The 11,554-nt window shown below is 62.0% G+C and carries 11 protein-coding genes; 3 read left to right on the plus strand and 8 right to left on the minus strand.

The window, feature by feature from the left end; translation table 11 throughout:
- Position 1 precedes the first annotated feature (1 nt).
- Complete coding sequence (locus GSQ88_RS27035) at positions 2-1,294, minus strand: O-acetylhomoserine aminocarboxypropyltransferase/cysteine synthase family protein (protein ID WP_246785055.1); 1,293 nt, start codon at positions 1,292-1,294, stop codon at positions 2-4.
- On the opposite strand from GSQ88_RS27035, the gene GSQ88_RS35810 reads away from it, so the two are divergent.
- Together GSQ88_RS35810 and GSQ88_RS27045 are read left to right on the plus strand one after the other, a co-directional pair.
- Positions 1,199-1,594, plus strand: a complete 396-nt coding sequence (locus tag GSQ88_RS35810) for a hypothetical protein (protein WP_246785060.1) — start codon at positions 1,199-1,201, stop codon at positions 1,592-1,594. The genes GSQ88_RS27035 and GSQ88_RS35810 overlap by 96 nt on opposite strands.
- Positions 1,595-1,790: 196 nt before the next feature.
- Positions 1,791-3,203 carry an LLM class flavin-dependent oxidoreductase gene (locus GSQ88_RS27045; protein WP_159010808.1) on the plus strand — a complete coding sequence of 471 codons (1,413 nt, stop codon included), beginning with the start codon at positions 1,791-1,793 and terminating at the stop codon, positions 3,201-3,203.
- A 24-nt stretch (positions 3,204-3,227) separates the two neighbouring features.
- On the opposite strand, the gene GSQ88_RS27050 is transcribed toward GSQ88_RS27045, so the two are convergent.
- Complete coding sequence (locus GSQ88_RS27050) at positions 3,228-4,004, minus strand: MetQ/NlpA family ABC transporter substrate-binding protein (protein ID WP_159010809.1); 777 nt, start codon at positions 4,002-4,004, stop codon at positions 3,228-3,230.
- A gap of 399 nt (positions 4,005-4,403) precedes the next feature.
- Between GSQ88_RS27050 and GSQ88_RS27055 the strand changes: the two genes are divergently transcribed.
- The gene (locus tag GSQ88_RS27055) at positions 4,404-5,402 is read left to right on the plus strand and encodes an aliphatic sulfonate ABC transporter substrate-binding protein (RefSeq protein ID WP_159010810.1); all 999 of its coding nucleotides are present in this window, start codon (positions 4,404-4,406) and stop codon (positions 5,400-5,402) included.
- An 8-nt stretch (positions 5,403-5,410) separates the two neighbouring features.
- Here the strand turns inward: GSQ88_RS27055 and GSQ88_RS27060 are convergent, their stop codons facing one another.
- The 6 genes from GSQ88_RS27060 to GSQ88_RS27085 form a co-directional block, all read right to left on the minus strand.
- A complete protein-coding gene (locus GSQ88_RS27060) occupies positions 5,411-6,238 on the minus strand; it encodes a MetQ/NlpA family ABC transporter substrate-binding protein (protein ID WP_210253898.1) in 828 nt (275 codons plus the stop codon).
- Between the two features lie 53 nt (positions 6,239-6,291).
- Positions 6,292-7,707, minus strand: a complete 1,416-nt coding sequence (locus GSQ88_RS27065; protein ID WP_159010811.1) for an LLM class flavin-dependent oxidoreductase — start codon at positions 7,705-7,707, stop codon at positions 6,292-6,294.
- 7 nt (positions 7,708-7,714) lie between these two features.
- Positions 7,715-8,380, minus strand: coding sequence for a methionine ABC transporter permease (locus GSQ88_RS27070; RefSeq protein WP_159010812.1), 666 nt, complete (start codon positions 8,378-8,380; stop codon positions 7,715-7,717).
- On the minus strand, positions 8,370-9,491 hold the full coding sequence (locus GSQ88_RS27075) for a methionine ABC transporter ATP-binding protein (protein ID WP_174248115.1): 1,122 nt from the start codon (positions 9,489-9,491) through the stop codon (positions 8,370-8,372). The genes GSQ88_RS27070 and GSQ88_RS27075 overlap by 11 nt, the downstream gene beginning before the upstream one ends.
- 62 nt (positions 9,492-9,553) lie before the next feature.
- On the minus strand, positions 9,554-9,874 hold the full coding sequence (locus GSQ88_RS27080; protein ID WP_159010813.1) for a 4Fe-4S dicluster domain-containing protein: 321 nt from the start codon (positions 9,872-9,874) through the stop codon (positions 9,554-9,556).
- The gene (locus GSQ88_RS27085; protein ID WP_159010814.1) at positions 9,871-11,499 is read right to left on the minus strand and encodes an FAD-dependent oxidoreductase; all 1,629 of its coding nucleotides are present in this window, start codon (positions 11,497-11,499) and stop codon (positions 9,871-9,873) included. Before GSQ88_RS27085 ends, GSQ88_RS27080 begins: the two co-directional genes overlap by 4 nt.
- Positions 11,500-11,554 lie beyond the last annotated feature (55 nt).

Genomic DNA, 11,554 nt, shown 5'->3' on the forward strand with positions numbered 1-11,554 from the left:
ATCAAGCGGCCTTCCGGGCGCTCTCGCCCCCGGATTCGGCCTTCGCGAGCGCCTGGGTCAGGTCGGCCAAGATGTCGTCGGGATGCTCGATGCCAACCGACAGGCGCACATAGCCGGGCGTCACCCCCGCCGCGAGCTGTTGTTCCGAATTGAGCTGTTGGTGCGTGGTCGATGCCGGATGGATCGCAAGCGAGCGCGCATCACCGATGTTGGCGACGTGATAGAACAGCTCGAGCGCATCGATGAACCTGCGTCCGGCCTCGACACCCCCTTTGAGTTCGAACCCCACCAGCCCGCCGAAGCCACCCTTGAGATAAGCGTCGGCGCGGCGCCGGTTCTCCCCGCTTTGCAGGCCGGGGAAGATCACATGCGAAATCGAGGGATGGCTGGAGAGGAAATTCGCCACCTTGATCGCATTTTCGTTGTGCTGCCGTATTCGCAGCGGCAGCGTCTCGATGCCCTGGATGAACTGGAAGGCGTTCTGCGGAGCGATCGCCGCACCAAGATCGCGCAACAGCTTGACCCGCGCACGAAGGATGTAGGCAATCGGGCCGAATGGCTTGGCGGCTTCGGTCCAGACCGCGCCGTGATAGGCGTCGTCCGGCTGGGTCAGCAGCGGGAAGCGCGATCCGTGCGCCTCCCAGTCGAAATTGCCGCCGTCGATGATCGCGCCGCCGATCGAGGTGCCGTGTCCGCCGATATATTTGGTCGTGGAATAGACGACGATCGCGGCGCCATGCTCGAACGGACGCGCGATCAGCGGCGCAGCGGTGTTGTCGAGGATCAGTGGCACGCCGAGAGAGCGGCCGATATCCGCGACCTCCTTGATCGGAAAGACATTGAGCTTCGGGTTCGGCAGCGTCTCGGCATAATACGCACGCGTCTTCGCATCGGTGGCGCGGCGGAAGTTTTCGGGATCTGAGGGATCGACGAAGCGGACTTCGATGCCGAACTGCTTCAGCGTGTGCGAGAACAACGTCCAGGTGCCGCCATAGAGATCGGTCGATGAGACGACATTGTCGCCGGCCTGCGCGAGGTTGAAGATGGCAAACGCCGAGGCGGTCTGGCCCGAGGCCAGCGCGAGCGCGCCGACGCCGCCCTCGATTGCCGCAAGTCTCTCTTCAAAGGCGTCCTGGGTGGGATTCTTGATCCGTGTGTAGATCTGCCCGATCGCTTCCAACGCAAACAGCCGCGACGCATGATCAGCGTTCTGGAACTGGTAGGAGGTCGTTTGGTAGATCGGCACGGCCACCGCGCCCGTCGTCGGATCGGCGCGGTAGGAGCCGCCATGCAAGGCAAGCGTCTCGACGTTCTTTGTTTCGACAGGCATTTGCAATCTCCCTTTGATTGTCCAAACTACGCGCAGCCTGATCCGGCATCGCTCGATCCGTTGCGCGCCCGGACCATCAACATCAAAATGATGCTTGTCGATTTCGGCGCTGTCGAGCCATCTGGAAAAATAGCGATGCGCGTGCTGTCGCGCGGTCTCATCGCACCCGGATTATTTTGGAATGCCGCGCAATCGGAGTTTATTTGTTTCGACGACAACGACGTCGGCCATCGGCAATCCGACGCACCTTACGCGATCGAATAACGACGCTCGTAAGAGCACTACGGTGCTTCGTACCATCGTAATCTAACGAACAGCGAAACGCTGCTACGACCGAACTAAAATGCAGCAGGATTCGCATATCCGCCGCTCGATTTGGAAATAAAGTCACTTTGAGAAAAGTGCTAAACACGCCCGCGGCACGAACAACCTGAATCGCAACTCCTGTCGGGAACCAATCATGGCGCGACCACGAGAACTCCGCTTCAATGCGTTCAACATGACCGCGCCCAGCCACAACTGGGCCGGCCTGTGGTCGCATCCGCGCGATGCATCGATCAACTACAACACCCTCGACTACTGGGTCGACTACGCCCGAACGGCGGAGCGCGGGTTGCTCGATGGCATCTTCCTTGCCGATGTCTTCGGGGTCTACGATGTCTATGGCAGCAGTCCCGATACCGCGGTAGCGCACGCGGTCCAGCTCCCCAATGCCGAGCCGACGTTGATCGTCTCCGCCATGGCGCTGGTCACCAAACATCTCGGGTTCGGCGTCACGTCGAATCTGTCGTTCGAACATCCCTATCAATTCGCGCGGCGCTTCTCGACACTGGATCATCTGACGCAGGGCCGGATCGGCTGGAATATCGTCACCGGATATCTCGACAGCGGCGCGCGCGGGATGGGCTTTGCGGCAGGCCGCGCCCATGACGAGCGCTATGATGCGGCGGACGATTTTCTCACCGCCGCCTACAAATTATGGGAAGGCAGTTGGGAAGACGGTGCTATCAGGCGCGATCGGCAGGGCCGCCTGTTCACCGACCCCGCGAAGGTTCACGCGGTCCACCACCATAGCCCGCATTATCGGGTCGACGGCATTCATCTGGCCGAGCCATCCCCGCAGCGGACGCCGTTGTTGTACCAGGCCGGAACCTCGAAGCGCGGCAGGGCCTTCGCCGCCCGGCATGCGGAAGCCATCTTCCTCAACGGCCAGACCAAACCGATCCTCGCCGACACGGTACGCGAGATCAGGAGCGCGGCCAAAGCGGCGGGCCGCGACCCCTACGACATCAGACTGTTTGCCGGCGCCACCGTCATCGTCGCGCCCACGCGAGCCGAAGCCAACGACATTCTCGAGGACTACAGCCAGTATGTCGATCGAGACGGGCAACTCGCTCTGCTCTCCGGTTGGACCGGCATCGATTTTTCGACCTACCGCCCCGACCAGGCCGTGCAATATGTCGAGAGCAATGCGATCCAATCGATGGTCGAGAATTTCACGCTGCGGAGCGATCAGCCGGTGCGGATCGGAGACCTGGCTACGCTAAGCCGCGTCGGGGCACGTTCGCCCTTCGTGGTCGGTTCGCCCCAGGACGTGGCCCACGAGTTGATCGCCTGGGCGGATGAGACCGACGTCGATGGCTTCAATCTGTTCCGCCTGGTGGTGCCGGAATCGCTGAATGCCTTCGTTGATCTGGTGATCCCCGAACTGCAATCGCGCGGCGTCTACAAGACGGCCTACCGTGAGGGCACGCTGCGCGAGAAGCTGTTTCCGGGACGTGGCCCGTTGCTGCACTCGACGCATCCGGGCGCGAGTTTCCGCCGCGGCGCTCCGCCCGCAACGAACGCTGTTCGATCCGACGCGGCCGAATAGCGCAGGCGCGAACCAACAGAGCCGTCACCAAGTCGCAATATAGGTGCCTTTAAAACGGGTCTCGATGAAGCTCCTCACCTGATCCGAGTGATAGGCGTCAATGAGCCCTTTCACCCAGGGCTTGTCCTTGTCCTCCTCACGCACCGCGAGAATATTGACCCATGGTCCATCTGCGCTCTCGCGCGCAAGGGCGTCGGTCGCGGGGTTAAGGCCGGCCTGTACCGCGTAGTTGTTGTTGATCGACACCAGGTCGACATCTTGCAGGGAGCGCGGCAACTGCGCGGCGTCGAGCTCGACAAAACGTAATTTCTTCGGATTGTCGGTGATATCGGCAATGGTCGAGGCGACATTGCTGGGGTCTTTCAGCTTGATTAGCCCATGTAGGGCAAGGATCATCAATCCGCGCGCGCCATTTGACGGATCGTTGGCGATGGCAACGCGCGCGCCCTCGGGCAGATCGGCCAGCTTCTTGTATTTCTGCGAATAGACGCCTTGCGGCGAGGCGACGGTGGTGACGACTTTGACGATTTTCCAGCCGGTCTTGGAGATCTGGTTCTTGAGATAAGGCTCGTGCTGAAATGAATTCGCCTCGATATCCCCGAGCGCGAGCGCCTGGTTCGGGACGACGTAATCGGTGAATTCGACGACCTTGACGTCAATCCCCCGCTCGGCCGCCACCTTCTTGACGACGTCCATGATCTCGGCATGTGGACCAGCCGTGACGCCGACCCGGATGGTCTCCGCCCGCGCCGCGCCAGCCAGCAAGACAACCGTCGCAACTAATCCAATCAAGATACGCATGAAGCTCTCCAACGCACAAAGGTAACGGAGGTACGCTTGGCACTGATGGTTCCCGGCTTCAATCGCTTGCGCAACAAAACGACGAAACGGCTGCGTTCGCCTGATGTCGAGACGTAACGTCTAGCTTTGCCGGCGGGACGATATTTCTATTCCCCTTCGGGCCGGCTCCCCATTTGGACGGTTACCGTCGGACCGACTGCCAGGTGAATCACGAATGCGCTAACGCCGACGACATGCCGCGGAAATACGGTTCTCATATTCCCGTCGCACGGAGAATTTTCGACTAAGCTCGGTGAAATCTCCGCCATTGCCAATCGCGCACGCTTCCCTGCAAATCCAGCCTGGGCACGACCCGCAATAGGTGACATTTGTCCGCTATCCTGAATCGGAACGATTAGAATGTTGATCTCGCCCAAGCCTTCTCCGGGCTCTTCCCGGATTGCATCCGTCACGCGCCGCTTCGCGCTCGGCATCATCGGTTTCTTGGCTGCGGTCACGCTCGCGCAACCCGCCACCGCCGACGAGGTGCGTATCGGCTATCAGAAATCCTCGACGCTGACGGCGATTCTCAAGGCCAATGGTGAACTGGAAAAGGCGCTGGCTCCGCTCGGGGTAACGATCTCCTGGCACGAATTCAGCAGCGGCCTCCCGCTGCTGGAAGCGATCAATATCAGAAGCATCGATTTCAGCGCCGACGTCGCCGACACCGTACCAATTTTTGCACAAGCCGCCGGAGCCAAACTCGCTTATGTCGCCGAGGAAGCGGCCTCACCGTCCGCGCAGGCCATCCTGGTGCCGCAGGCTTCACCGGTCAAAACCCTGGCCGACCTCAAGGGCAGGAAAGTCGCGGTCACCAAGGGCGCCGGCAGCCACTTCCTGCTGCTGGCCGCTCTGGCGAAGGCGGGCCTGAGCTTCAAGGACATCACGCCGGCCTATCTGACGCCCGCCGACGGCCGGGCGGCATTTGTCAGCAACAATGTCGATGCCTGGGTTGCCTGGGATCCATTTCTCACCAGCGCCAGCCGCCAGTCCGATACGCGTGTCCTGGCGGACGGGAGCAACGGTCTTGCCAGCTACAAGCGCTATTATGTGGCGTCAGCCGATTTCGCGGATCGGCATGGCGATGTGCTGAACGTCATTTTTGACAAGCTCGCGGAGACCGGAAAATGGGTCAAAACCCATCCCCAAGACGCGGCAACCTTGCTCGCCGGCCTGTGGGGCATCGATGCTGCGACGGTCGAGGAAGCCAATAGTCATCGGTCCTATCAGGTCGGCGCCGTCACCGCGCCCGGCCTGTCGGAGCAGCAGCGTATCGCGGATGCCTTCCTGGCCGAAGCCCTGATCCCAAAGAAGGTCGATACAACAGCCGTGAAAATCTGGTCGCCAAAGGGCTCGTAACCCTGGCTTCACCAGACCGGCACAAAGAAGCGGCCATATTTCTTGGTGATGTAGTCCTTGACCTCCTGCGAGCGGTAGATCGAAACGAATCGTAGCAGGCGAGGATCGTCCTTCCTGTCGGTTCGCGCCACGAACTGGAGCGCGTAGCGCGGATCGCCGAAGCCGTCCTCCGCCAGCAGGCTCTCGGGATTGCCGCCCGAGGCAATCAGATAGCTGATGCTGACCTGCGCTAACTCGACATCATCGAGTGCCCGGGGCAGTTGCGGCGCCTCGATCTCCAGGAATTTCAGCTTCTTCGGATTCTCCACGATGTCGCGGACATTGGCCTTTTCGCCCGCGCCCTCGCGCAGCTTGATCAAACCGGCCTTCTCGAACAGCAAAAGCCCGCGCGCCTCGTTGACCGGATCGCTGGCGACCGCCACCGTCGAACCCGGACGAACCTCTTCCAGCTTGGCGATCTTCTTTGAATAGAGGCCGACAGGCAGCACATATGTCGGCGCAATCGGACTGAAATTGTAACCGCGCGCTTCGATAGCGTTGTTGAGGAAAGGAATATGCTGAAACAGATTGGCGTCGATATCGCCGCTCTGCAGCGCCTCGTTCGGCGTGACCCAATCCGAGAATTCGACGATCTTGACATCGAGCCCCTGTTCCTTGGCTCGGGCCGCGGCAAACTGGACGATTTCGGCAATCGGGCCGCTCGACGTCCCGATCTTCAGTGGCTCGGCGGCCCTGACCGGCGACACCGCCGCGTGCCCGAGCGCGAACAGAAGACTTGCCATCATGGCCGAAAGCAGGCCGCGTCGATGATAGCTTGCGCCGGTATTGCTGCTCATCTCTATCCCCCTCAAGCTTTCATTCCGTAGGCATCGCCTGGTTAAACCGCTGGCTACAAAACCGTGACCGGTACGGAAGTTTGATCTGATACATCGTCCCTCACCGTCCGATGCCGATGCGACGCCCCGATATGTGAATCCTGCAGGCGGCCGGATGCACCCCCGAACAGCTTTTGCCGCAGCGTTCCCTCGCGGTACGCGGTCTTGTACACACCGCGCTCCTGTAGGATCGGAACGACCAGATCGACAAAATCCTCCAGCCCTTCCGGCGTCACCACACGGCTGAGGTTGAAGCCGTCGATACCGGTCTCTTCAACCCAGCCCTGCATCTCATCGGCAACCTCCTCCGCCGAGCCGACAAAGGGCATGGTCCGGCTACCGAGCCCCATCTGGCCGAGCAGCTTGCGCAACGTCCATTGCTCGCTGCTGCGGGTGGTCACCGCTTCCAGGATCGATTGCATGGAGTTGGTCTGCTCATGCCGGAGCGGCGCGTCGAGGTCTTCCTTGGCGTAGTCGATCCCCACCGAACTCGCGAAATGCGCCAACGCGCCTTCGACGCTGCCATACGCCCTGTAATCGGCGAACTTCTCCTCGGCTTCCTTGCGCGTCCTGCCCACGACAAAGGAGCGGCTCAGAAAGATCACGATATCCTCGGCGTTGCGGCCGTTTCGGACCGCCTGCGCCCGCGTATCCCTGGCGATGGCGCGGACGTTCTCCTTGGTCGACGTCGAGAAGAACACGCATTCGGCATGCTTTGCGGCAAATGCGCGGCCGCGCGTCGATACGCCGGCCTGAAACAGCACCGGCGTCCGCTGCAGCGAGGGTTCGCTCAGATGGATGGCATTAACCCGATGCCGCCGGCCGACATGGTTGATCGCATGTATCTTTGCCGGATCCGCGTAAAGCCTGTTGGTCCGATCCGCGATGACCGCGTCGTCCTCCCAGCTTCCTTCGAGCAGCTTGTAAATGACCTCCATATACTCGTCCGCCAGATCGTAGCGGTCGTCATGTTCGATCTGCCGATCGAGCCCCATCGCCCGCGCGGCGCTGTCGAGATAACCGGTCACGATATTCCAGCCCATTCGCCCCTTGGTGAGATGATCGAGGGTCGAGAGCCTGCGGGCAAACAGATAAGGCGGTTCGTAAGTCGCATTCGAGGTAACGCCGAAGCCGATATTCTTTGTTACCGCCGCCATGACGGGAACGACCAGCAGCGGATCGTTGATCGGAACCTGGACCGCGTTGCGGATCGAGGCGGCCGGCGAAGCGCCATAGACATCGTAGACGCCGATAATATCAGCCAGGAAAATCGCGTCGAACAGCCCGCGCTCGGCGGTGCGCGCGAGATTCTGCCAGTATTCGATATCGGTGTAGCGCGGCGACTGATCGCGCGGATGCGTCCACATGCCATGCTGGATATGGCCGACACTGTTCATGTCGAATGCGTTGAGGCGGATTTCCCTGGGCATGGCGATTTCAGCGATTCCGCAAGCGGCGATTGACCCGGCGCGCCAGATAATCGCCAACGGTCTGCACGCTTTGCACCAGCGCGATGAGAACGACCACCACGGCAAGCATCATGTCCGGCATGAAGCGCTGATAGCCGTAGCGGATGCCCAGATCACCCAACCCTCCGCCGCCGACCGCGCCAACCATCGCGGAGTAGCCGAGCAGGCTGACAACCGCGAGCGTCAACGCCAGAACCAGCCCCGGCAGCGCTTCCGGGATCAGGACCTTGAGCACGACCTGCAAGGGCGTCGCGCCGAACGACGATGCGGTTTCGATCAAACCGGAATCGACTTCGCGGATCGCGCCCTCGACCAGCCGCGCGATAAAGGGCGCTGACGCGATCGTCAGCGGTACGATCGCCGCACCCGATCCGATCGACGTGCCCGCGATCAGGCGCGTGAACGGAATGATCGCGACCACCAGGATGATGAAGGGGGTCGATCGGGTCGCATTGACGATAACACCGAGAATCTTGTTGACGGCCGGCGCCTCGAACAATTCCCCCTTCCGGCTCGTCGCCAGGAAAATTCCGAGCGGCAACCCGAAAAGCGTTCCGAACAGGGCCGCGACCGCGACCATGAAAAGACTTTCCCCGGTGGCCTGTACAATCAGATTGATAAGGTCAAGCGACATAGCCGAGGCGCTCCACGGAGAACTGACGTTGTGAAAGATAGGACAGCACCTTGGTGAGTCGGGCTTCATCGCCGGGCACGCCGAGCGTCAGCGAGCCGACATGCTGGCCTCCGATCTCATCGATACGGGCCGACAGCAACGCCACGTCAACGGCGAACTCGCGCGCCAGCCGCGACACCAGCGTGTCGCCGCCGTCCACGCCCCGAACCAACACGCGAATGACGGCCTGGTCGCCCGGTTTCCGCTGCGGTTGCAACCGGCTCGACAACGACACCGGCACCGCGTCGCCGAGAACCTCGGTAAGGAAGCTCTGGGTGATCGCATGCCGCGGATGGGTAAATATATCGGCGACGTGCCCTCGCTCGACGATCTCGCCTGCATCGAGCACGACGACTTCCCTGGCGAGTTGCCTGACGACGGACATCTCGTGGGTGATGAGGATGATCGTGACGCCGAGTTCGCGATTGATGTTGGCCAGCAGGTCGAGGATCGAGCGCGTCGTCTGCGGGTCGAGCGCCGACGTCGCCTCATCGGACAACAGTACGCTCGGCCCCGTCGCGAGAGCGCGGGCGATGCCGATCCGCTGCTTTTGGCCGCCGGACAGCTCTGACGGGTAACGATCACGCTTGTCGGCGATATCGACGAGGTCGAGAAGTTCCGAAACACGCGTCGCGATATCGGATTTCGACCAGCCCGCGATTTCAAGCGGCAGGGCGATATTGCCCGCCGCCGTCCGCGACGACAGCAGGTTGAAATGCTGGAAGATCATTCCGATCGCGCGTTGCGCCAACCGCAATTGGTGGCCTGCGAGACCAGAAATGTCGCGGCCGTCGACGAAAACACGGCCGGCGGTCGGCTTCTCCAACCCGTTGATCAGCCGGACCAGGCTGGATTTTCCCGCTCCGGAGCGGCCGATGACACCGGTGATTGATCCGCGCGGAACGCCGAAATCGATGTCCTGCAGCGCGCGCACGCTCGGTTTGCCGCGATGGGCCGGATAGGTCTTTGAGACCGCCTCGAACCGAACCATCGGGGCCGGCTCCACATCGGGCGCGATAGGCGGGAACGACTCGATCGGCCGCAATGCCGTCGAGGATTGACGCACGTTCATTCAAGGATTCCAGACTTTACATGGGACCGCACGTCCGAAGCGGGTGCAGTCTGTTGTCTCTTTCAGTGACCAAACAGCAGATAGCTTCGATCGATCCCGCGACGGTCGCTGGTTTCATCGGTCCAACCGACCGCCCGGCGATAGCTGCCCATCGCGGCAGCTTGTTTCAGGGCAGCGAGGTCGACCTGCTGTGGCTCATCGGCAAAGGGCGACACGAACAGCGCGTCCTCGGGACAATAGAGTTCGCAGAGGAAACAGGTCTGGCAGTCGCCCTGCCGGGCGATCACCGGAATCCCGCCGGTCTTGTCGAATACATTGGTCGGACAGACGTTCACGCAGATGTCGCAGGAGGTGCAACGTTCCGCATCGATGATCTCGATCATTCGGCCGCCTCCGCATAGGCCGCGGCGGCGTGCGGACGAAACGCTGTCCAGACCTCGTCAAGCCCGCCGGACGTAATGTAGTGCCGCTGCCGGTCGTCCTGATCGGGAAAATCATCGCGCCGATGCATGCCGCGGCTTTCCTGGCGCGCAAGCGCGCTGCGATACATCCACCGCGCTGTGGCCAGCATGGCCGCGCCCTCCCGTGCCCGCAGCACATCGGACGCGTTTGCGGCATCGGCACTGGAAGCTTCAGCCCACAGCGCGTCGAGCCGCCGCAGCGACCCGCCGAGACGTCCCGCCTCCCGAAAATAATTCAGTTCATAGGGGACGACTTCGTCCCGGACGGCTCGCGTCAAATCGGCAGGGTTAAACGGCCGATTGGCGTTCTCCCGAAGCGCGACGGTACCAGCGCCCGATAGGGACCGCCTGGTTGCCGGGCCAATCTGCCTGGCATAGTCGGCGGCGCCCTGCCCCGCCCAGCCGCCGGACGACATCGCCCACGCCGCGTTGTGACTGCCGCCGCCGGTAAATCCGCCGCAGATCAGTTCGCGGGTTGCCGCATCGCCTGCCGCGTAAAGGCCCGACACGCTGGTTGCGCAATCGTCGTTGACGATACGAAGTCCTCCGGTACCGCGCACCGTGCCCTCGAGCCGCAGCGTTACCTGGAAGCGATCGGTGAACGGATCGATGCCGGTCCGGTCGAAAGGCAGGAAGAAATTCGGTTGCGACGCGCGCATATGTTGCTGCACATCGCCGTCGGCCTTGTCGAGCCGGGCGTAGACCGGCCCCTGCAGCAGCGCGCGGGCGATGGCTGACCTGCCGCCCTTCGAGGCGGCACCGGGAACCACGCTGCCGTCTTCATAGGTGAAAGTCGCCCAGCCAAAGAACAAGGTCTTGGTCACCGAGCCGAACGCGGTGGAGATCGCGTAAGGATTCGAAAACTCCATGCTGGTGAATTCGGCGCCTACTTCCGCCGCCATCAGGTAGCCGTCGCCGGTTAGGACGTTCGATCCCAGCGTCTTGCTGAGAAAGGCGCAGCCACCGGTCGCGATCACGACGGCCTTGGCGCGCACGGTCCATCGATCGTGCTTCTGGCGGCGCTCGCCCGTCGCGCCCGCGACCGCACCGTCTTCATCGACCAGCAGCTCGAGAGCCGGACTATGATCGAGAATGGTAACGCCGGCCTGCTTGGTGCGTTTGCGCATCAGCCGCATATATTCCGGTCCCTGCAGCGAGTTGCGCTGAGCTTTTCCGTTGCCGTCGACCGGATAGGGATAACCCCAATCGGCCAACTGATTGCTCCGATCGTAGGTGCGATCGAGTACACGGGCCATCCAGCGGCGATCCTGCAGATAGCCGCCCATCTTCTCGCGATTGGCCATCGCAGCCTCGCGAAGCGCCGGATCCGGATCGACATACCAAACGCCCGTTCCGGCGGCCGCCGTCGCGCCGGACGTCCCGCAGAAGCCCTTGTCGGCCAGCACGACGCGCGCGCCGCGTTCGGCTGCGCCGATGGCAGCCCACGTCCCCGCCGGACCGCCGCCGATGACCAGAACGTCCGCGTCGAACTCAACAGATCCGGCCGCCGAGAATGTCCTTTCGGCGCGGATGGATTGATTTGTCATGGACTATTGCTCCGCGCAGACCGTTCACGGCCAAATCAAGCCGCGCCGTTATCGT

Origin of the sequence: Bradyrhizobium sp. S69, assembly GCF_009766005.1 — a bacterium.
GTDB lineage: Bacteria > Pseudomonadota > Alphaproteobacteria > Rhizobiales > Xanthobacteraceae > Bradyrhizobium.